The sequence below is a fragment of the Nocardioides maradonensis genome (assembly GCF_054777115.1).
This window is the reverse complement of record NZ_BAAHAZ010000021.1, coordinates 26,956-47,083: the sequence shown is the minus strand read 5'-3', so window position 1 is coordinate 47,083 and position 20,128 is coordinate 26,956. Positions and strand designations below refer to the sequence as shown.

Here is a 20,128-nt window from a genome sequence, read left to right as displayed (position 1 = left end):
GGGAGGTGACCGAGGCCCCGATCGAGCTGCGCACGAAGATCATGCGCGGGCTCGGACGTGGCGTCGAGTGGGAGTTCGACCGGGTCGTGTTCGAGCGCGGGTTCTCCCGCAACCAGGTCACCAAGCTGCTCGTCGAGCGTGCCGAGCACGGCGGCTGGGAGCTCGACCGGCTGCAGATCGGCCCGGACGGCAAGCGCCGCGTGGTGCTGCGCCGCAAGATCATCCGGGCGATCCGGACGGCGTAGCGTCGCTGGTTTCGATACGCGCTCGCTCGTCCCTCGCTCGCGCTACTCAACCAACGACCACCGGCAGGGTGGTGAGGCCGCGCAGGTTGATCCGCCCGTTCCACGTCACCTCGCCGGCCCGCTCCATCCTCGGGAACCGCGCCGCCACCCGCTCCAGCACGACCCGGCCCTCGAGCCGGGCCAGCGCGGCGCCGAGGCAGTGGTGTACACCGCCGCCGAAGGACAGGTGGGTGCGGGCGTCAGCACGGTCGAGCCGCAGCAGGTCGGCGTCCGGCCCCCAGTGGTCGGGGTCGCGGTTGGCCGCGCCGAGGCCGGCCAGCACGAAGCTCCCCGCGGGGATCGTGGTGCCGCCGACGTCGTACGGCGCCAGGGTGATCCGCCGCGTCTGCTGGACCGGCGAGTCGTAGCGCAGCAGCTCCTCGACCGCGTTGCCGGCGAGCTCGGGTGTGCTGCGCAGCAGCGCGTACTGGTCCGGGTTGTCCAGCAGCGCGAGGAAGCCGTTGCCGATCAGGTTGACCGTGGTCTCGTGGCCCGCGACGTAGAGGAGCTGGACCTGGGCCACGAGCTCGTCGTCGTCGAGGACGTCGCCGTCGTCCTCGGCGCGGATCAGCGCGGTCAGCAGGTCGTCGCCCGGGTTGCTGCGCTTCCACCCGATGATCTCCGAGCACAGGGCGGTCAGCTCGGTGTCGGCGGCCATGATCTGAGCGGCGAGCCCCGGGTCGGCGACCGGCTCGAGGGAGCGCACCAGGGTGCCGGTCAGCTCGCGCATGCGGGCGTGGTCGGAGCTGTCCGGGATGCCCATCATCTCCGAGATGACCGCGAACGGCAGCGGGAACGCCAGCTCCTCGATCAGGTCGGCGGTGCCCGACATCGCGTCGAGCAGGTCGTCGACGAGCGCGGTGATGCCCGGCTCCAGCGCGGCGATCGAGCGCGGCGTGAACACCTTCGACACCAGCTTGCGCAGCCGGGTCTGCACCGGCGGGTCGCGGTCGAGCATCGACAGCCCGCCCGCGCGCTCCTCGCGGTCGCCGTACATCGCAGCGTTGAGCTCGGCGAGCGGGCCGCGCACGTTGCGCTCCTCCACCGACATCGAGGCGCGCAGCAGGTCCGACACGTGGGCATAGCGGGCGGTGACCCAGAACCCCAGCGGGTGCTCGTACGCCGGCCCCGCGGCCCGCAGCCGCTGGTACTCCGGGTACGGGTCGTCGGTGAAGCCCGGCGCGAACGGGTCGAAGACGTAGGACATCTCGGTCACCCGGCCACTGTGGACCTCGCGGCCCGGTCTGTCATCCGACCCGGGGAGGATTGCGGCTCAGGCGAGGTCGAGGAACCGGTCGAAGACCCGGACGCCGAACTCCAGCGCGTCGGTCGGCACGCGCTCGTCGACGCCGTGGAAGAGCGCGGTGAAGTCGAGGTCCTCGGGCAGCCGCAGCGGCGCGAACCCGTAGGTGCGCATGCCGAGCCTGCTGAAGTGCTTGGCGTCGGTGCCCGCGCTCATCAGGTACGGCGCCACCAGCGCGCCCGGGTCCTCCGCGACGAGGCTGGTCGTCATCGCGTCGACCAGCCGGCCGTCGTACGGCATCTCCCAGGGCCGCTGGTTGGACAGGTAGTCGATGGTGATGTCGTCGCCGACCAGCTCGGCGAGGGTGGCGAAGAACTCGTCCTCGTAGCCCGGCAGGAACCGGCCGTCGGCGTACGCCGTGGCCTCGGTGGGGATCACGTTCACCTTGTAGCCGGCATCGAGCATCGTCGGGTTGATCGAGTTGCGCAGCACCGCGCCGAGCATCCGGACCGCTCCCCCGAACTCCGTGACGAGCTCGGTCGCGTTCTCCGGGGTCGCCTCGACGCCGGCCAGCTCGCCGACGGTGGCGAGCAGCGTCCGCATCGTGGGCGTCAGCCGGACCGGCCACTCGTGGGTGCCGATCCGGGCGATCGCCGAGGCGAGCCGCGTGACGGCGTTCTCGTCGTTGATCATCGAGCCGTGCCCCGCACGGCCGCGCGCGGTGAGCTTCATCCAGGCCATCCCGCGCTCGGCGGCCTCGATCAGGTAGATCCGCTGCCCCCGCACTGTGGTGCTGAAGCCGCCGACCTCGCCGACGGCCTCGGTGCAGCCGTCGAACAGGTCGGCGTGGTCGCGCACCAGGACGTCTGCACCGTGGTGGCCGCCGGCCTCCTCGTCGGCCGTGAAGCACAGGACCAGCGGGCGCTCGGGGACCCGTCCCTCGCGAGCGCGGGCCCGCACGACGGCCAGCGCCATCGCGTCGAAGTCCTTCATGTCGACCGCGCCGCGGCCCCACAGGTAGCCGTCCCGGATCTCGCCGCTGAACGGGTCGACCTGCCAGTCCTCCTTGGCGGCCGGTACGACGTCGAGGTGCCCGTGCACCAGCAGCGCGTCCTGGCGACCCGCAGCACCGGACCCGCCCCAGCGGGCGATGACGTTGGACCGACCAGGACCCGTCTCCACGACCTCAGCGGGGATGCCGACCTCGTCGAGCAGCCCGGCGACGTACTCCGCGGCGGGGCGCTCGACCGGACCGTCGTTCCGGCCGTCGTTGGTGGTGTCGATCCGGATCAGCCGGTGGCAGATCTCGACGACCTCACTCATCGTCGGCCCTCGCCTGCTTGAGCGCCGCCATGTCCGCGGCCGTCGGCCTGCCGTGCGGGTGGTGCCGGTGGCAGACCACCCAGACGGTGCCTTCGATCGGGGACTTGCCGAGACGCCAGCACCGGCCGACATGGCAGCGGTGCTTGTTGTACATGCCCAGCGAAGCCGAGATGATCGCCAGCTCGCCGACGTCGGCGGCGAAGCCGGACCAGAACGAGTACCACTCCCCTCCGTCGACTCCGAGGAGGTGTCCGAGGCTCAGCGGTAGCACGCGGGCAAGTCTGCCACCACAGCAGTGTGGGCCTGTGCGACCGCCCCACCGAGCGCACGGGCCCACAGCTGGGTGACAGCCACGGCCCACTCCTCGCGGAGCGTTGCCTGCGGGATGCGGGGCGTGGCGTTCATGCCCATTCAACGCCTCCGTTCGGTCGGCGTTACCGGGACCTTGGTCCTGTTGTGACGTCGCTCCCAAAAACCTCCGCGCCTGAGCGGGAGGTGTGACGCAGCCGGGTGGCCCCGGCCACATCCCGCGGCGTGTCGGGTTTGCGGCGGCGTACGCCGGTCCTGCTCACTGGAGCGTCTGCTTGCTACAGCAAGCACCCGACCGATTCGAGATGGACCATGAACTTCCGCACCAGCCTGTACCGCGCCGCGATCGCCCCGAGCCTGATCGGGCTCGCGGTCGCAGCGACCACGGTCGTGCCGAGCGACGACGCCGGCGCGACCACCGCCGACCTGTTCCTGGTGTCGGCTGCTCCCCGTGTCCTGCACCGTCCCGCCCTGCAGCCCGTGCCCGTCCAGCTCCCGGTCGGGCACTACCGGCTGACCGGGCGGTTCGGTGACGTGAGCGGCCTGTGGCGGACGGTCCACACCGGTCTCGACTTCGCCGCGCCCGAGGGCACCCCGATCCACGCGATCGCCGACGGCGTCGTGCTGGCGGCGTCGTACGACGGCTCGTACGGCAACAAGACGGTCGTGCGGCTCACCGACGGCACCGTGCTCTGGTACTGCCACCAGTCGGCCTTCGACGTGAAGGTCGGCGAGCACGTCGAGGCGGGTCAGGTCATCGGCCTGATCGGCGCGACCGGCAACACGACCGGCCCACACCTGCACCTCGAGGTGCACCCGCACGGCGGCGACGCCGTCGACCCGTTCACCTGGCTGGTGCACCAGGGCCTGAAGCCCTGATGCACCTCGTCGGCGTCAGGGACGCGGCTGGCGTACGTGCACGAGGCGTACGCCGCCGGCGACCAGCGCGTCCTTGACCGCCGGTCCGACCTCGGCCGTCGTGTCCACCCGGACGCCGTCACCGCCGAAGGCCCGGCACAGCGCCGCCCAGTCCGGCTGGTGCAGCTCGACCCCGATCGGAGCGATGCCGCGGTCGGCCTCGTTCTGCCGGATCTCGGCGTAGCCACCGTTGTCGACGCACACCACGACCAGGTCCAGGCGCTGTTCGACGGCGGTGGCGAGCTCCTGGATCGCGAACATCAACGCGCCGTCGCCCGCCACGCACACGACCGGACGGTCCGGCGCGCCCACCTTGGCCCCGATCGCTGCGGGTAGCCCGTAACCGAGCGTGGCGTAGGCCGGCATGTAGAGGAAGGAGTGCGGCACGTCCTGCTGGATCGAGGAGGTGCCGAAGTAGGTGATCTGCGAGGAGTCGCCGGCGACGACCGTGTCCGTCGGCAGACCCGAGACGATCGCCTCGGCCAGCTGGGTGAGCTCCGGCGCGGTCGAGCCCGCGTCGACCCGGATCGCGGCGCGGAGCCGCTGGGCCCCGGCAGCACCGCATCCGCGGGCACCCACCCCCGCCGTCTCCAGTGCGGTGAGCAGCTGCGGCACGACGGCGGCGCTGCTGCCGACGAGCCGGACGTCGGCGTGCACGTTCACGTCCATCTGGCCCTCGAGCACGTCGATGCGGACGACGGTGCCCTGCGGCGTGACCGCGCCGCCCCACATCTCGGCCTCGCCGAGCTTGGAGCCGATGACGACGAGCACGTCGGCCCGCGAGCAGACCTGCTGCGCGGTGGAGGTGCGGATGTCCGCGCCCAGCGAGAGCGGGTGCGACTCCGGCACGGATGCCTTGCCGTTGAGGGTCGTGACGACGGGGGCGTCGAGCAGCTCGGCGAGGCGGCGTACCGCGTCGCCCGCGGGGAGCGACCCGCCGCCGGCGAGGATCACCACGTCGCTCGCGCCCGCGAGCGCCTCGACCGCTGCCCCCAGGGCGCTCGCGTCGGCAGGCGCCGGCTCCGGCGCGGGTCGTGCGGCGAGCAGCTCCTCGGCGACGTCGGCGGGCGCCTCGAGCACGTCGAGCGGCACCTCGATGTAGACCGGTCGCGGGCGACCGGTGCGGAACAGCGTGAACGCGTCGTGGACGGCCTCGACCGCCTCCACCGCGGTCCGGACCCGGCGGGCCCACTCGACGACCGCGCGTGCCGCTCCCGCGGTGTCCTTGGTCTCGTGCAGGGTGCCACGATCCGCGCCCTCCTGGCCGAGGGCCGGGCCGGGCGCGACGATGATCATCGGTCGCGACTCGCAGTACGCGGTGGCGGCGGCGGAGAGCGCGTTGAGCAGCCCCGGACCGGAGGTCGTGACGACCACGCCGGGGAGACCGGTCTGCTGCGACCAGCCGTCGGCGGCGTACCCGGCGCCCTGTTCGTGCCGGGTGGTCACCGGGTGGATGCCGAGCGCCGGGAGGTGGCGGTACAGCTCGAGGTTGTGCGTGCCGGGGATGCCGAAGATCGTGTCGATCCCGTACGCCCGCAGGACGGTCATCACCGCCAGGCCGGTGTTCCTCACTCGCTGTCCTTTCCATGACGTACGACGCCGCCGACCCAGGTCTGCAGCACCTCGATCTCCGCGATCCGCTCGGGGTGGGTGGTGAGCGGGTCCGCGCTGAGCACGGCGAAGTCGGCGCGCTTGCCGGGCGCGATCGAGCCGAGGTCGTCCTCGCGCCCGATGGCCCGCGCCCCGTTGAGCGTGTGCGCGCGCAGCGCCTGCTCCGCGGTGATCCGCAGGCTGTCGGGGCCGAGCGTGACCCCGCGGCGAGTCACCCTGGTGACGGCGGCCTGGAGGGCCTCCAGCGGCAGCGGGTCCGCGACAGGCGCGTCCGAGCTGATCGTGACCGGTACGCCGGCGGCGACCATCTCGCCGAGCGGGTTGAACCGCTCCCCCGGCGTACCGACGGCGGCGGTGACGCCCTCGCCCCAGTTGTAGTGGTGCTGGGGCTGGTTGACGGGCAGGATGCCCGCGCTCGCCATCCGCCCGATCTGCTCGGGCGTCGGCAGGCCGCAGTGCTCGATCCGGTGCCGGGCGTCGGCGTCCGGCCGCTCGGCCAACGCGTCCTCGATCGCGCCGACGACCATCTCGATCGCGGTGGGCGACTGGGCATGGGTCGCGGTCTGCAGACCGGCCAGGTGCGCGCGCCGGATGAGAGCGCGGTACTCCTCGGGCTCGTGGTAGAGCTGCCCGGTGCGGCAGGGGTCACCGACGTACCCGTCGGGGAAGTACGCCGTCCAGCCGCCGAGCGTGCCGTCGGCGTACAGCTTGATGCCTGCGAAGCTGAGCACGTCGTTGCCGAAGGCTCCGTGCAGGCCCATCTCGAGCGCGTCGTCGAGCAGGTGCGACAGCAGATACATGCTGACCCGGACCTTCAGGTCGCCGGCCTCGGCGAGACGCAGGTACATGTCGAGCTCGCGCTTCGAGACCTGGGCGTCGCCGATCGTCGTGACGCCGCCGGCCAGGAACCGCTCCTGGGCGACCGCGAGCTGGCGCAGGTGCTCCTCGGGCTCGTCGGCGAGGTGGAAGTTCGGGCCGTGGTGGCCGATCTTCACCCCGTGCAGCCCGGTCAGCACGTTGCACGCGGCGTCGGACAGCTCGCCGGTCAGCTCGCCGTCGGCGTCGCGGAAGAAGGTGCCGCCCTGCGGGTCCGGGGTGTCGCGATCGACACCGTGCAGGGCGAGGGTGAAGGAGTTGACGACGCCGCCGTGGCCGGAGGCGTTCATCAGGTAGACCTCGCGGTCCTCGGCCACCCCGTCCAGCTCGTGGCGGGTCGGGTGCCGGCCCTCGGCGAGGTTCCGGTGCTCGTAGCCGAACCCGCGGACCGGTCGGCCCGGCGGCGTGCCCTCAGCGGCCGCCCGCAGCAGGGCGACGATCTCCGGGATCGATCCGGCCCGGTCCGGGCCGCAGTCGACCCAGGTCATCAGCTGGCCATACATCAACGGGTGGGCGTGGGCGTCGACGAAGCCGGGGACCAGCGTGGCCCCGGCCAGGTCGACGACGGTGACCTCACCGGCGATCGACCGGGCGACCTCGTCGCACTGCTCGCGCGAGCCGACCGCGACGACGTCGCCACCGAGGACGAGCACCGCCTCGGGTGCCGGGCCGTCCTCGAGGGTGTGGATGGTGCCGCCGGTGAGCAGCGTGGCCCGGGCGTCGGCCGCGGGCGTGTGGAACGTGACCAGCTTGCGCATCAGATGACCTTCGAGAGGAACGACTTCGTACGTTCGTGCTGCGGGTGGACCAGGACGTCCGCGGGGGCGCCCTGCTCGACGACGACGCCGCCGTCCATGAAGACGACCGTGTCCGCGACCTCGCGCGCGAAGCCCATCTCGTGGGTCACGACGATCATCGTCATGCCGTCGGCGGCGAGGCTCTTCATCACCTCGAGCACCTCGCCCACCAGCTCGGGGTCGAGCGCCGAGGTCGGCTCGTCGAACAGCATCAGGTCCGGCTTCATCGACAGCGCCCGCGCGATGGCGACCCGCTGCTGCTGACCGCCGGACAGCTGGGACGGGTAGTTGTCGGCACGGTCCGCGAGCCCGACCCGGTCCAGCAGGGCGCGTGCCCGCGCCTCGGCCTCGGCCCGCGGCGTGCGGAGCAGCTTGAGCGGGCCGAACATGACGTTCTCCAGCGCGGTCATGTGCCCGAACAGGTTGAACCCCTGGAAGACCATGCCGATCCTGGCGCGACGGCGGTCGACCTCGGACTCCGGCGCCTCGACGAGGCGGTCGCCGCGCACGTCGTACCCGACCGTGGAGCCGTTCACCAGGATCGCGCCCGAGGTGGTGACCTCGAGGTGGTTCACGCAGCGCAGCAGGGTGGACTTGCCCGAGCCGGACGGCCCGATCACGCACACGACCTCACTGGGCTGCACGACGAAGTCCACGCCCTTGAGGACCTCGACGTGGCCGAAGCTCTTGTGGACGTTCAGGAACTCGACGGTGGCCGACATCAGCGGGCCTCCCTCAGGGTGAGCGGTACGGCGTCGCGCGAGAACCGGCGCTCCAGCCGGCTCTGGCCGAGGCCGACCAGGGTGGTCAGGACGAGGTACCAGATGCTCGCGACGATGAGCAGCGGGATCTGCTCGAGGTTCTTCGCGTAGATCTGCTGGGCGTTGTAGAGGACGTCACCCACGCCGATGACGACGACCAGGGACGTCGTCTTCAGCATGGCGTTCACGTTGTTGCCGATCGGCGGGATGATCACCTTCATCGCCTGCGGCACCACGACGTAGCGCAGCGTCCGGGTCCGGCCGAAGCCCATCGCGCGGCTCGCCTCGGTCTGGCCCTTGGGGACGCTCAGCAGCCCGGCGCGGACCACCTCGGCGGTGTACGCCGCCTCGTTCAGCCCGAGGCCGAGGATCGCGGCGGTCATCAGGGAGATCACGTGGTTGGTGTCCCAGGAGACGAACAGCGGGCCGCCGAACGGCACCCCGACGCCGATGCGCGGGAAGATCGCGGCGGCGAAGCCCCAGAAGAGGAGCTGGACGAGCAGCGGCGTACCGCGGAAGAACCAGACGTAGGCGCCGGCGGTGCCGGAGATGACCCGGCTGTCGCTCATCCGCATCACGGCGAGCAGCAGGCCGCCGACGATGCCGATCACCTCGGCGATGACGGTCAGCTCGATGGTCACGAGCAGGCCGGAGAGGATCCGGGTGTCCAGCAGGTAGCGACCGACCACGGGCCAGTCGAAGCCGTCGTTGGTGATCAGCGTGCCGATCGCCCAGGCGACGAGCAGCAGGAGGACCGCGATGGCGACGAGCTGGCCCGGACGGCGGCGGCGCAGGACGGGCCGCCCGGACATCGCGACGTAGTCGATGCGGTCGTGCTCGGTGGCCAGAGCGGTGCTCATGCCTGGTTCACCCCCGCCTTGTCGACGGCCGCGGCGCTGAGGCCCCACGCGGTGAGGATCTTGGCGTAGGTGCCGTCGTCGATGAGCGACTGCACGGCCGCCTCGATCGCGGGCGCCAGACCGGTGCCCTTCTTGGTGATCGCACCGAGCAGCGCCGGCTCGACGAAGATGCCGTCGACCTGGCTGAACGCGTCGGGCTGGAGCTGGGCGTAGTAGGCGACCAGGGCGCTGTCGGCCAGCAGCGCGTCGGCGCGGCCGGTCGAGACCGCCTGGTTGACGTTGTCCTGCTGCGGCAGGATCAGCTCCTGGATCTTGCCCAGGCCCGCGTCGGCACAGGTCTTCTGGAAGCTCGGGAGGGTGGTCAGAGCGGCGGTGTTGCCGGTCTGCGCGGCGACGGTCCGGCCGCACAGGTCGGTGATCTTGGCGATGTTGTCCGGGTTGCCGTGCCGGACGAGGACCGCGGTGCCGCTCTTCACGTAGCTGGTCATGTCGACCTTCTGCTCACGGTCGGGTGTGACCGAGAACGAGGCCCACGACGCGTCGTACCGACCCGCCTGGATGCCGGCGATGATGCCGTTGAAGTCGCCCTTGTCGAAGGAGACCTTCAGCCCCATCTTGTGGGCGACCGCGTCGGCGACGTCGGCGTCGAACCCGACGATCTTCCCGCTGTCGTCGGTGTACTCCATCGGCGCGTACGTCGGGTCTGTCACCACGGTCAGCGTGCCGGCCGACGCCACCGAGGCCGGGACCAGCTTCTGCACCGCGCTGTCGGTGAGCACCGCGTCGGCGGCGGCCCGGCCACCCACGCCGACACCCTGGGCGGCGGCCGCGTCGGCGGTGCTCTCGGTGTTCGAGCAGCCGGCGGCACTCGCGCCGAGCGCGGTAAGGGCGAGGGCGGCGATCAGGTGGCGGGCGGTTGGAGTCATCGGGTGACCTTCCCTGGAGTGAGCGGGTTCGGCTTGCAACTTTAATATGTGCAACTTATTGTTGGGGTGACGCGGGCCACTGTCAAGATGTGGGCCACCAGCAGCGAGGAGGACCGATGACCGACGGGTCGCGGCGGCGTACCAACGCCGTCACGGAGGAGGCCATCGCCCAGCGACGCGCGGAGATCCTGCGCCACACCGCCGACGTCATCGTCGCGGCCGGGGTCGGCGGCTGCTCGTTCGCCGCGGTGTCCGAGGCCAGCGGGTTCAGCATCGGCATGCTGCAGCACCACTTCCGCACCCGGGACCGGCTGATCACCGCGTGCATCGACCACCGGATGGCCGAGTCGCAGGACGAGTGGCGCCAGATCGCCGAGCGCGAGGAGGCCCCTCTCCCCCGGCTCGCCGCCCTGCTCGACTACGTGGTCGCCGGGGCCAAGGACTTCCACGACGCCTGGGGCTTCTGGATCGAGGTGACCGCCGCGGCCCGGCTCGACACCGAGGTGCGCACCCGCCTCACCGACCGCCTCTCGTTGTGGCGTCAGCTCTTCGAGGACGCCCTGACCGCCGCCGACGAGGCCGGACTGCTCCACACGAGCGCGACCGTCGCCGAGCTGACCTCGATGGTCGTCGCCCTGGGCGACGGCCTCGCGATGCAGGCGATCAACGGCACCTACGGGATGGACCCGGAGCGGATGCGCACCCTGCTGCGCTCCTTCGCCGGAGCGGCGCTCGGCGTCGACCTCGAGACGGCCGGAGCTGCCCGATGACCGCCTCCGTCGAGTCCCTCAGCACGCTCCTCGCGGGCCGCGCGGCCGGCTTCCGCCCCTCCCCCGTCCGCGACTTCTGGGAGGTGTCGATGCGCCCGGACGTCATCTCGCTCGCGGGTGGCAACCCGGACCTCTCCGTCCTCCCGCTGGCGGAGCTGTCCGAGGTGGCGGCCCGCGCGATCGCGACCGACGGGCTGGACGTCCTGCAGTACGGCAGCGGTCTCGGCACCGAGGGCGCCCGGCACGCCGTCGCCGCGACGATGGCCGCCGAGGGCATGACCGTCGACCCGGCCCAGGTGCAGATCACCGCCGGCTCGCAGATGGCGCTCGACCTCGTCGTCAAGCTGCTCTGCGACCCGGGCGACGTGATCCTGGCGGAGGGCCCGACGTACGTCGGCGCGATCGGGCTGTTCGCCGGCATGCAGGTCGACGTCGTCCACGTCGCCACCGACGCGGACGGCCTGCGCCCCGACGACCTCGCCGAGACGATCGACCGCGTCCGGCGCTCCGGCCGCACGGTCAAGGCGCTCTACACGATCCCGAACTTCAACAACCCCAGCGGCGTGACGCTGGCGGCTGAACGGCGACCCGACGTGGTGCGCATCTGCCGCGAGGCGGGCGTCAGCATCCTCGAGGACAACCCCTACGGGCTGCTCTCCTTCGACGGCACCAGCATGCCGAGCCTGCGCGATCTCGACCCCGACAACGTCATCTACCTGGGCTCGTTCTCGAAGGTCGTGGCCCCCGGGCTGCGGGTCGGCTGGGCGATCGCGCCCGAGCCGCTGCGCCGGCCGCTGCAGCTCGCCTCCGAGGCAACCACGATCTGTGCCTCGGTGCTGAGTCAGCGGGTGGTCGAGGAGTACGTCCACCAGCACGACTGGCGGGCGGTGCTCGACACCGCGCGCAGCCTGTACGGCGGGCGGGCCGACGCCCTGCTCGCCGCACTCGGCGCGACGGCGCCCGAGGGCGTCGCCTGGTCGGTGCCCCGCGGCGGGTTCTTCACCTGGCTGTCCCTGCCCGAGGGGGTCGACGTGCTCGCCGTGCTGGACGCCGCCATCGACGCGCGGACCGTCTTCGTCCCCGGCACCGCCTTCTACGCCGACGGGGCGGGGCGCGACCGGCTCCGACTGGCGTTCTCGCTCGAGGACGAGGCGAACCTGGTCGAGGGTGCCGAGCGGCTGACGACGGCGATCCGGCGGATCAGCGGGCTCGCCTGAGCGGTTTCTCGACGTACGTCGAGGGCAGCCTCCAGACTGTGCGCATGGGGCTCCCACTGCCGTCGCTGCGCAAGGTCCCGGAGGGCTTCGCCGGGCGTGACCCCGAGTTCATCCGGCGGATGCTGCCTCGGTTCTGGCTCGCGCTGCAGATCTACCACCGGGCCGAGGTGGACGGGTTCGAGAACGTGCCGGACGAGCCGGTGCTGTTCGTGGGCAACCACAGCGGCGGGGCGATGATCCCGGACACCTTCGCCTTCCTGCTGGCCTACTCGACGTACTTCACCGTCGAGGGGCGGCCCTTGTTCGGGCTCGCGCACGAGGTCATCACCCGGATGCCGGTGCTCGGTGACATCGCCCGGCGGCTCGGAGTGGTGCAGGCGGGGCCCACGACCGCGCGCGAGCTGCTCGACGAGGGCGCTAACGTGCTGGTCTACCCGGGAGGGGACGTCGAGGCGCTGCGCCCGTTCCGCGACCGCAACAAGATCGTCTTCGACGGTCGCAAGGGCTTCCTCAAGCTCGCGCACGCGGCCGGGGTGAAGATCGTCCCCGTCGTCGCGACCGGCGGGCAGGAGACCTTCTTCGTGCTGAACGACGGTCGGCGGACCGCGCAGCTGCTGCGCTTCGACAAGTACCTGCGGATCAAGTCGGTGCCGATCTCGATGAGCATCCCGTGGCTGTTGATCCCCGGGGACCTGCCGCACATCTCGCTCCCTGCGAAGATCCGGGTGCAGGTCCTGCCGCCGATCGACCTGCAGGAGCGCTTCGGGGACGAGCCGGACTGGGACGCGGCGTACGACTACGTGACCTCGGTGATGCAGGTGGGCCTGTCCCAGCTGGCCGCCAAGTCGGTCTTCCCGGTGCTCGGCTGATGGCCGCGCCCGTGGTGGAGTCGGTGCTCGTGCGCCGCCCCTTCGCCGAGGTCGCGACGGTGGCCACGGACGCCTGTGCCGTCCTGCCGCTCGTGGGTGGCCGGATCTCCCTGATCCGTGAGTACGCCGACGGGTCGGCCGAGTGGGACCTCTTCCTCGACATCGGCACCATCCACGTGGGCGGGCGGGTCGTCGTACGCCCCACCGACGGGACGACCCTGTCGTGGCAGTCGATCCGCGGCACCAGCCAGAGCGCGCTGCTCGAGGTGACGCCCGAGGATGACCACGCCCGGGTGACAGTGACCGTCACGACGGAGTTCACCGGGCTCCTCTTCGCCGCGATGACCGGGCGGCTGGCCCGCGGCATCGTCGGCCGGCACGTCAGGGCCGGCTTGGAGCAGCTGCGCCACCAGCTGGAGTTCGGCGAGGGCTGACGGGGCTCACGCCTCCCCGCGCTCGCGGCGGGCACGCTCGCGCTTGCGGCGCTGCCGCTCACGGACGGCGGCGGCCTTCTCGATCGAGGACATGAACGCCGGATCCTTCTTGTTCGCCCACCAGACGAGCGGTCCTCGGACCACGGCCATCCGACGGGTCGGGTAGTCGACCGGCTTCTCGAAGACGCCGACCGTGTCGCCCCAGTAGTGCACGTCCTGGCGGTCCGCCGGGTAGTCCCAGTACCGGCGCTCGCCCGGACGCGCCGGGATGTAGTCGGTGTGCGCGCGCTTGAGGTGCAGCCCGGTGAACGCCGCCATCGCCCGGACGCCGTCGTCGTAGAACCGCCAGCAGTCGACCAGCATGTGCTTGTGGCCCCGGGAGGGCACGGTCATGATGAAGATGCCGCCGGGCTTGAGCACGCGGGCGACCTCGAACATGGCCGCCCAGAAGAACGGGATGTGCTCGAAGACCTGTCCGGAGACGACCACGTCGACGCTGTTGGTCCGGACCGGGTAGCGGTAGGGCTTGGTCAGCACCCGGTCGACGTTCGGGCCGTCGATGATGTCGACGCCGATGATGGTGGCGTCGTGCTCGGCGAAGAGAGCTCCGTGCGTGAGTCCCTTCTCCATCCGGTCCTCGGTCGTGCCGGAGCCCACGTCGAGGACCGTGATCGGGCGGTCCTTGGGGACGAAGGCGTCGATGTTGCGCGCCATGGCGCGGAAGGCCGAGAAGTGCACGTCGCGATGCTACGCAGACCAGCGCGCACTTCCCGGGAGCTCAGGTCCGACCGGCGCGCTCCAGGGCGGCGTCCAGGTGCTCGACGAGGTCGCGGCAGTCGCGCAGCACGACCGCCGCGCCCGCGTCGAGGAGCTCGTCGCGACCTGACCCGCCCGCCAGCAGGCAGATGGTCGGTACGCCGATCCGGCCGGCCGCCTCGACATCCCACACCGCGTCGCCGATCATGACCGCGCGACCGCCGCCGACCTTCTCCAGGGCCTTGTCGAGGATCTCCGGGCTCGGCTTGGACTCCTCCGCGTCCTCGCTCGTCGTGGCCGCGTCGGAGCGGCGGTCGGCGTCGAGCAGGTCGAGTGCGCGCTGGGCGTGCTCGGGGATGCTCGAGCTGGCGAGCACGACGTCCAGCCCGCGCTCCTGGAGCGCGTCGAGCAGGTCGCGCGCTCCGTCGAAGAGCCCGGTGTGCTCGATGACGGCGTCGTACTCCTTCTTCCAGCGGGCCCGGACCTCGTCGCCGTGCCGTCGCTCGGCCTCCTCCCCCGCCACCGCGGCCACCAGCCGGTCGCCGCCCATGCCGATCGCGCGGTGGATCGCGAACACCGGCACGTGCTCGTCGAGGACCGCGTCGAAGGCGCGCGCCCACGCCACGGCGTGCTGGTAGGTCGAGTCGAGGAGCGTGCCGTCGATGTCGAGCACGGCGGTGTCGAAGGTGTCCATGGTCCCTGGTTCCCCACCGACCCGACCTCATGTCCGGACGGACCGATGCGGCCGCGCCGGGCATAGCCGATGTCGGTCCTCGCGAGTAGCGTCGCGAGGACCTACGGCGAAGGGATCGGCACCATGGCTGGCACGCGTGTACTGGTGGGGACCCGCAAGGGCGCGTTCATCCTGACCTCGGACGAGGAGCGGTCGAGCTGGGAGGTCGACGGCCCCCACTTCCCGGGCTGGGAGATCTACCACGTGAAGGGCTCGCCGCTGGCGCCCGACCGGCTGTACGCCTCGCAGAGCAGCGGCTGGTTCGGCCAGGTCATCCACCGGTCCGACGACGGCGGCCGCTCGTGGGAGCCGGTCGGCAACGACTTCACCTACGACGGCGTACCGGGCGAGCACCAGTGGTACGACGGCACCCTCCGCCCCTGGGAGTTCACGCGGGTCTGGCACCTGGAGCCCTCCCAGCACGACGCCGAGACGGTGTACGCCGGTGTCGAGGACGCCGCGCTCTTCAAGTCGACCGACGGCGGCGTCACGTGGACCGAGCTCTCGGGTCTGCGGCGGCACGACACCGGCCCGCAGTGGCAGCCGGGAGCGGGCGGGATGTGCCTGCACACGATCCTCGAGCACCCCACCGACCCCGATCGGCTCTACGTCGCGATCTCCGCGGCCGGCGCGTTCCGCACGACCGACGGCGGCACGACCTGGCAGCCCATCAACAGGGGCCTGCGGTCCGGCGAGATCCCCGACCAGGACTCCGAGGTCGGCCACTGCGTCCACCACCTCGACCTGCACCCCAGCAACCCCGACGTGCTCTACATGCAGAAGCACTGGGACGTCATGCGCAGCAAGGACGGCGGAGACAGCTGGCAGGAGGTGAGCGGCAACCTGCCCACCGACTTCGGCTTCCCGATCGCGGTCCATGCGCACGAGCCCGAGACGGTCTACGTCGTCCCCATCACCAGCGACTCCCACCACTTCCCGCCCGACGGCCGGCTCCGCGTCTACCGCAGCCGCGCGGGCGGCGACGACTGGGAGGCGCTGACCGAGGGCCTGCCGCAGGAGAACTGCTACGTCAACGTGCTCCGTGACGCGATGGCGGTCGACCGGCACGAGTCGTGTGGGGTCTACTTCGGCACGACCGGCGGCCAGGTCTACGCCTCGGCCGACTCCGGTGACACGTGGCGGACCGTCGCCCGCGACCTCCCGGCCGTCCTGTCGGTCGAGGTCCAGACGCTCCCCTGAGGCCGCCGATGTCCACGATCCACGTCGTCCTCCCTGCCCACCTGCGCGCCCTGGCGAAGGTCCACGGCGACGTCTGCGTCGAGGTCGAGGGCGCCGTCACCCAGCGCTCCGTGCTCGACGCCCTCGAGGCCGACTTCCCGATGCTCGCCGGCACGATCCGCGACCGGGCCACGGCCCGCCGCCGCTCGTTCGTCCGCTTCTTCGCCTGCGAGGAGGACCTCTCCCACGAGGACCCGGACGCCCCGCTCCCCGACCGCGTCGCGGCCGGCAAGGAGCCCTTCCTCGTCGTCGGGGCGATGGCCGGCGGCTGACCGACGCCGTACCACCGATCCGCGGGATGGCTTCGACGTGACGTACGTCACAGACTGAGGTCGCGGTGGTCCTGCCGCTCCCCTAGCGCCCCGACGATCGGAGAACCATGTCCATTCCTCGCTTCCGTAGCCGTGTCGTGTCGGTGGCGTCGGTCATCACCTTGACCGGCGGTGCACTGGTGGGCGCTGCCGGCATCGGGCACGCCGATCCGTCCGTCACCATCACGCCCGTCCTGGGCGGGTTGGCCGCGCCGCGGGGCATCGCGTTCGACGGACAGGGCAGCATGTACGTCGCCGAGTCGGGCGTCGCGGGCGACGGGCCGGCCGGGATGACGCACAGCGGGAAGGTCGACAAGTACCGGTGGGGCTCGACCACCCCGGCCTGGAGCACGAGCTTCAGCTCCGTGTACGCGACCGAGGACCCGTCCGCGCCGCCCGACGTGCTGGGGCCGGAAGGCATCAGCGCGTTCGGTCGCGGATGCATGAAGCACAGCCGTGGCCAGCGCAACGGCTGCCAGGTCCAGATGATCACCAGCGAGTCGACGCCCGGCGTGCTGGCCGCGTCCGACGGACAGGTGAACGACCCGCAGGCGGGACACCTCTACCGCCTCGACGGAGCCACCGGGGCCCCGACCTCGCTGGCGGACGTCGGCTCGCAGATGTACCAGTGGACGGGCGACCACGCCGACCTGTTCCCCAGCGACTTCCCCGACTCGAACCCGTACGGCGTGCTCGTGACCAAGGACCCGGCGACCGACCGGATCCGCACCTTCGTCGCCGACGCCGGCGCGAACACGATCAGCGAGATCATGCCGGGAGGCACCGCACGTGTGGTGGCCTACCTGCCCAACGAGGACTTCGGGGCGTTCCGTGACGCGACGCCGACCTGCATCGCCCAGGGCCCCGACGGGTTCTTGTACGTCGGCACCCTCGACTTCGTCTCGAACCTGTTCGTCCCACCCGGCACGGGTGGCCTCTCCCGGGTGTGGCGCGTCGACCCGAACGGGAGCTTCCCGTCCGCGCCGACGGTCTGGGCCACGGGCCTGACCACCATCACCGGGTGCACGTTCGACCGGCAGGGCAACTTCTGGGCGACCGAGATGTTCGCGGGCGGCCTCGGGGCGACGCCTCCCGGTGACGTGGTGCGGATCCCCTTCGCCTCGCCGTCGATGCAGTCCCACTTCGGCGCCGGCCGGCTGCCCCTGCCCGGCGGCATCGCGCAGGGCCCCGACGGAGCCATGTACGTGACCGTCGGGTCCTCCGCGCCCGGCATCAACGGCGGGGTGATGCGGCTGGCCGTCGGGGGCTGAGCTCCCCTCCGGCGACCGGACCCGATCTGGCGCAAAAACACGGAACCCCAGGCCTGGCCTGGGGTTCCGTGCTTCTCTACCTGTGTCCGAGGGGGGACTTGAACCCCCATGCCCAATAAGGGCACTAGCACCTCAAGCTAGCGCGTCTGCCAATTCCGCCACCCGGACGAGTGCGTGGAGAACACTAGCAACAGCAGGCCCGAATGACACATCGGGGCTGGTCCTCAGTGGTGCCAGCCGGTCACCTGGGCGCGCGTGGGCTCCCACGGGTCGAAGCGCAGCCGCATCCCGGCCTCGGTCGGAGTGCGGTTGCCCTTCCGGTTGTTGCAGCGCCCGCACGCGGCGACGGTGTTCAGCCAGGTCCAGGTCCCGCCCCGGGATCGGGGGACCACGTGGTCGACGGTGTCGGCCCGGTCGCCGCAGTAGGCGCAGCGGTGGCGGTCGCGCTTCAGCACCGCGTCGCGGCCGTACGCCGCCGGGCGGTACATCCACGAGGCCACGACGTACCGCACCAGCCGGACGACCTTCGGCCAGGGATGGGGCCCGATCACACGATCGCCGTCGGCCTCGTGGACGACGGCGACCCCGCGGAACAGCATCCGGACCGCATGGGGGAACGAGACGACGTCATGAGGCTCGTACGACGCGTTGAGCAGCACGACAGGTCCATGGCTGCTCATCCGCGGCCACCTCCTCCTGCCGTGCCCGATGCGGGCTCTCGAACTCAAGTGTGAATACTCATCAAGCGTGCAGCAACTGCGAATTGCATTCGTACCCGGTGTCACGCCCGACAAGTGGGCGCGAGCCTGGCGCGAACGCAACCCGAACATCAGGCTGCAGCTGGTGCCGCTGGACGACGACGTCGACGCGCGCCGTGCCCTGGACGACGGCGAGGCGGACCTGCTCCTGGCCCGACTCCCCGTCGAGCTCCACGACCCCGCGCCGCTGCATTGCGTGCGCCTGTACGACGAGCTGCCCGTCGTCGTCGCGTCGGTGGACCACTTCGTGGCGGCCGGAGAGGAGGTCGAGCTCGCCGACCTGAGCCAGGAGCAGCTGGTGCTCCCCCATCCCTCCGGCTGGACCCCTGACGCCGCCCAGCTGGCCTTCCCCCCGATGACCGTGAAGGACGCCATCGAGGTCGCCGCGTCCGGCACGGGCGTCGTGATCGTGCCGATGTCGCTGGCCCGCCTGCACCACCGCAAGGACGCGATCCACCGCGTCGTGACGGACCTGGAGCCCACCACGATCGCGCTGCTCTGGCTGCGCAGCGACGACAGCCCGGTCCACCAGGACTTCGTCGGCGTGACGCGCGGGCGCGGAGCCCGCAGCAGCCGCTAGCCAGGCCAGCTGGTCAGACGAGCGAGGCGGCCCAGTCGCCGAGGATCCGGGCGCACCGGTCCACGGCCGTGTTCCAGTCCATCGCCGACTCGTCCGCGGTGTCGGACACGTACTTCACCATCCGCACCGGTACGCCGAACTCGGCAGCGACGTACGCGACCGCGTAGCCCTCCATGTCGACCAGCTGGGCCCGAGCGGACAGCGCGTCACGGACCGCCGGGTCGGTGACGAACACGTCGCCGGTCGCCAGCACCGTCTCGCCGCCGCCGATGAAGAGCCGCTCGCGGACGTCGTACCCCAGGGTCCGGAGGGCATCGGCGCTGATCTCGTGGTTGAGCACGGCGCCGATCTCGAACAGGCCCGACAGGTGCGGGTGGAGCGCACCGGCTGTCCCGACGTTGACGATCGACAGCCCGGCGAGCTCGTCGGCGGAGGCCGCGGCCAGCCGCCGGGTCAGCGCGGTCGCGGCGGCGACCTTGCCGATGCCCGTGACGAGCACCTCCACACCGTCGGGGAGGTAGCGGGCTTCGGCCTCGGTGGCGGCGACGAGCAGGACGGGCACGACAGGAGGCTAGGGCAAGGATGCGGGGCGAACGTGAGACGCCCGTGACCGGTGTGACTCCGACCTCGTTAATGTGACACAGCGTCACCGCTCCGGCTCGCCGGCGTTGACGTGTGCAAGGGGTGTCCATCTCGGGGCATCGATAAGTTCGATGAAAGGAATCTCCCATGCTCGACCGACGACTCATGTCCGTCGCCGCTCTCGGCCTCTCCGCCTCTGTCGCCCTGACCGGGTGCTCCGGCAAGGACGTCGCCGACAAGGCCAAGCAGCACGCCAGCGCCCTCGCGACGAACTCGCAGGCACAGGCACTGAAGTCGAAGGCGGCCACCGCCGCCAAGTCGAAGCTGTCCGACATCACCGGCTCGGCCAGCGCCACCGGCTCGATGGGCGCCTCGGGCTCCGCCGCGGCGGGCTCCGCCGGCGCGACCGTCGACCTCGGCAAGTTCGCGGGCAACCGCAAGGCCAAGGTCGTCGGCGCCTTCTACACCAAGCGGCGCCAGGGCAAGCCGGGTCCGTTCCTGGTGACGGTCACGGGTGTCAAGGGCGGTCAGGTCTCGGTGTGCGTCGGCCCGAAGGGCAAGCGCTCGCAGACCGTGGTCGTGGCCAAGGGCAAGGTGAAGGGCGTCCGCAAGGGCACCGCCACCTGCTCCTGACCCGACGAGCACGACGGCCGGCAACCCCGATCGGGGTGCCGGCCGTCGTCGTACGTCGGACGCGTCA

The 20,128-nt window shown here is 71.5% G+C and carries 23 protein-coding genes and 1 tRNA gene; 11 read left to right on the top strand and 13 right to left on the bottom strand.

All coding sequences use genetic code 11. The features are described from left to right. The first annotated feature begins 5 nt into the window (after window positions 1-5). Window positions 6-245 carry a DUF5703 family protein gene (locus ACYVAQ_RS20445; RefSeq protein ID WP_460792361.1) on the top strand — a complete coding sequence of 80 codons (240 nt, stop codon included), beginning with the start codon at window positions 6-8 and terminating at the stop codon, window positions 243-245. 46 nt (window positions 246-291) lie between these two features. Here ACYVAQ_RS20445 and ACYVAQ_RS20440 read toward each other — a convergent pair whose 3' ends face one another. From ACYVAQ_RS20440 to ACYVAQ_RS20430, 3 genes are all read right to left on the bottom strand, one after another. Further along, the gene (locus tag ACYVAQ_RS20440; protein ID WP_460792404.1) at window positions 292-1,491 is read right to left on the bottom strand and encodes a cytochrome P450; all 1,200 of its coding nucleotides are present in this window, start codon (window positions 1,489-1,491) and stop codon (window positions 292-294) included. A gap of 66 nt (window positions 1,492-1,557) precedes the next feature. After that, window positions 1,558-2,850: a M20/M25/M40 family metallo-hydrolase gene (locus ACYVAQ_RS20435; RefSeq protein ID WP_460792360.1), complete on the bottom strand. Its 1,293-nt coding sequence runs from the start codon at window positions 2,848-2,850 to the stop codon at window positions 1,558-1,560. Further along, a complete protein-coding gene (locus tag ACYVAQ_RS20430) occupies window positions 2,843-3,121 on the bottom strand; it encodes a hypothetical protein (protein WP_460792359.1) in 279 nt (92 codons plus the stop codon). The genes ACYVAQ_RS20435 and ACYVAQ_RS20430 overlap by 8 nt, the downstream gene beginning before the upstream one ends. Window positions 3,122-3,471: 350 nt before the next feature. On the opposite strand from ACYVAQ_RS20430, the gene ACYVAQ_RS20425 reads away from it, so the two are divergent. Further along, window positions 3,472-4,038, top strand: a complete 567-nt coding sequence (locus ACYVAQ_RS20425; RefSeq protein WP_460792358.1) for a M23 family metallopeptidase — start codon at window positions 3,472-3,474, stop codon at window positions 4,036-4,038. A gap of 15 nt (window positions 4,039-4,053) precedes the next feature. Here the strand turns inward: ACYVAQ_RS20425 and ACYVAQ_RS20420 are convergent, their stop codons facing one another. Genes ACYVAQ_RS20420 through ACYVAQ_RS20400 form a run of 5 tightly spaced genes read right to left on the bottom strand, consistent with a single transcriptional unit; the run spans window position 4,054 to window position 9,908 of the window. After that, entirely contained in the window at window positions 4,054-5,649 is a 1,596-nt protein-coding gene (locus ACYVAQ_RS20420; RefSeq protein WP_460792357.1) for a thiamine pyrophosphate-binding protein, read from the bottom strand. Next, on the bottom strand, window positions 5,646-7,322 hold the full coding sequence (locus tag ACYVAQ_RS20415; protein ID WP_460792356.1) for an amidohydrolase: 1,677 nt from the start codon (window positions 7,320-7,322) through the stop codon (window positions 5,646-5,648). Before ACYVAQ_RS20415 ends, ACYVAQ_RS20420 begins: the two co-directional genes overlap by 4 nt. After that, entirely contained in the window at window positions 7,322-8,083 is a 762-nt protein-coding gene (locus ACYVAQ_RS20410; RefSeq protein ID WP_460792355.1) for an amino acid ABC transporter ATP-binding protein, read from the bottom strand. The genes ACYVAQ_RS20415 and ACYVAQ_RS20410 overlap by 1 nt, the downstream gene beginning before the upstream one ends. Then, a complete protein-coding gene (locus ACYVAQ_RS20405) occupies window positions 8,083-8,982 on the bottom strand; it encodes an amino acid ABC transporter permease (RefSeq protein WP_460792354.1) in 900 nt (299 codons plus the stop codon). Before ACYVAQ_RS20405 ends, ACYVAQ_RS20410 begins: the two co-directional genes overlap by 1 nt. Next, complete coding sequence (locus ACYVAQ_RS20400; RefSeq protein ID WP_460792353.1) at window positions 8,979-9,908, bottom strand: ABC transporter substrate-binding protein; 930 nt, start codon at window positions 9,906-9,908, stop codon at window positions 8,979-8,981. Before ACYVAQ_RS20400 ends, ACYVAQ_RS20405 begins: the two co-directional genes overlap by 4 nt. 116 nt (window positions 9,909-10,024) lie before the next feature. Here ACYVAQ_RS20400 and ACYVAQ_RS20395 point away from each other — a divergent pair, with 116 nt between their 5' ends. The 4 genes from ACYVAQ_RS20395 to ACYVAQ_RS20380 are packed head-to-tail and all read left to right on the top strand — an operon-like array spanning window position 10,025 to window position 13,198. Beyond that, window positions 10,025-10,678 carry a TetR/AcrR family transcriptional regulator gene (locus tag ACYVAQ_RS20395; RefSeq protein WP_460792352.1) on the top strand — a complete coding sequence of 218 codons (654 nt, stop codon included), beginning with the start codon at window positions 10,025-10,027 and terminating at the stop codon, window positions 10,676-10,678. Then, complete coding sequence (locus ACYVAQ_RS20390; protein WP_460792351.1) at window positions 10,675-11,895, top strand: aminotransferase-like domain-containing protein; 1,221 nt, start codon at window positions 10,675-10,677, stop codon at window positions 11,893-11,895. Before ACYVAQ_RS20395 ends, ACYVAQ_RS20390 begins: the two co-directional genes overlap by 4 nt. 44 nt (window positions 11,896-11,939) lie before the next feature. Next, on the top strand, window positions 11,940-12,764 hold the full coding sequence (locus tag ACYVAQ_RS20385; protein ID WP_460792350.1) for a lysophospholipid acyltransferase family protein: 825 nt from the start codon (window positions 11,940-11,942) through the stop codon (window positions 12,762-12,764). Continuing rightward, window positions 12,764-13,198 (top strand): hypothetical protein, encoded by a 435-nt coding sequence (locus ACYVAQ_RS20380; protein ID WP_460792348.1) that lies wholly within the window; start codon window positions 12,764-12,766, stop codon window positions 13,196-13,198. Before ACYVAQ_RS20385 ends, ACYVAQ_RS20380 begins: the two co-directional genes overlap by 1 nt. A 6-nt stretch (window positions 13,199-13,204) precedes the next feature. Here ACYVAQ_RS20380 and ACYVAQ_RS20375 read toward each other — a convergent pair whose 3' ends face one another. Next, window positions 13,205-13,936 carry a methyltransferase domain-containing protein gene (locus ACYVAQ_RS20375; protein ID WP_460792347.1) on the bottom strand — a complete coding sequence of 244 codons (732 nt, stop codon included), beginning with the start codon at window positions 13,934-13,936 and terminating at the stop codon, window positions 13,205-13,207. A gap of 40 nt (window positions 13,937-13,976) precedes the next feature. Then, window positions 13,977-14,648: an HAD family hydrolase gene (locus ACYVAQ_RS20370; protein ID WP_460792346.1), complete on the bottom strand. Its 672-nt coding sequence runs from the start codon at window positions 14,646-14,648 to the stop codon at window positions 13,977-13,979. 123 nt (window positions 14,649-14,771) lie between these two features. Between ACYVAQ_RS20370 and ACYVAQ_RS20365 the strand changes: the two genes are divergently transcribed. From ACYVAQ_RS20365 to ACYVAQ_RS20355, 3 genes are all read left to right on the top strand, one after another. Continuing rightward, a complete protein-coding gene (locus ACYVAQ_RS20365; protein WP_460792345.1) occupies window positions 14,772-15,887 on the top strand; it encodes a WD40/YVTN/BNR-like repeat-containing protein in 1,116 nt (371 codons plus the stop codon). An 8-nt stretch (window positions 15,888-15,895) separates the two neighbouring features. Continuing rightward, window positions 15,896-16,198: a MoaD/ThiS family protein gene (locus ACYVAQ_RS20360; RefSeq protein WP_460792344.1), complete on the top strand. Its 303-nt coding sequence runs from the start codon at window positions 15,896-15,898 to the stop codon at window positions 16,196-16,198. Window positions 16,199-16,305: 107 nt separating this feature from the next. Then, window positions 16,306-17,508, top strand: a complete 1,203-nt coding sequence (locus ACYVAQ_RS20355; RefSeq protein ID WP_460792343.1) for a ScyD/ScyE family protein — start codon at window positions 16,306-16,308, stop codon at window positions 17,506-17,508. Window positions 17,509-17,591: 83 nt separating this feature from the next. On the opposite strand, the gene ACYVAQ_RS20350 is transcribed toward ACYVAQ_RS20355, so the two are convergent. Further along, window positions 17,592-17,676, bottom strand: a tRNA-Leu gene (locus ACYVAQ_RS20350). Window positions 17,677-17,732: 56 nt separating this feature from the next. Continuing rightward, the gene (locus ACYVAQ_RS20345) at window positions 17,733-18,188 is read right to left on the bottom strand and encodes an HNH endonuclease (RefSeq protein WP_460792342.1); all 456 of its coding nucleotides are present in this window, start codon (window positions 18,186-18,188) and stop codon (window positions 17,733-17,735) included. Between the two features lie 67 nt (window positions 18,189-18,255). On the opposite strand from ACYVAQ_RS20345, the gene ACYVAQ_RS20340 reads away from it, so the two are divergent. Further along, complete coding sequence (locus ACYVAQ_RS20340) at window positions 18,256-18,846, top strand: LysR family transcriptional regulator substrate-binding protein (RefSeq protein WP_460792340.1); 591 nt, start codon at window positions 18,256-18,258, stop codon at window positions 18,844-18,846. 13 nt (window positions 18,847-18,859) lie between these two features. Here the strand turns inward: ACYVAQ_RS20340 and ACYVAQ_RS20335 are convergent, their stop codons facing one another. Then, window positions 18,860-19,408 (bottom strand): nucleosidase, encoded by a 549-nt coding sequence (locus ACYVAQ_RS20335; protein ID WP_460792339.1) that lies wholly within the window; start codon window positions 19,406-19,408, stop codon window positions 18,860-18,862. A gap of 167 nt (window positions 19,409-19,575) precedes the next feature. Between ACYVAQ_RS20335 and ACYVAQ_RS20330 the strand changes: the two genes are divergently transcribed. Beyond that, a complete protein-coding gene (locus tag ACYVAQ_RS20330; RefSeq protein ID WP_460792338.1) occupies window positions 19,576-20,061 on the top strand; it encodes a hypothetical protein in 486 nt (161 codons plus the stop codon). Window positions 20,062-20,128 lie beyond the last annotated feature (67 nt).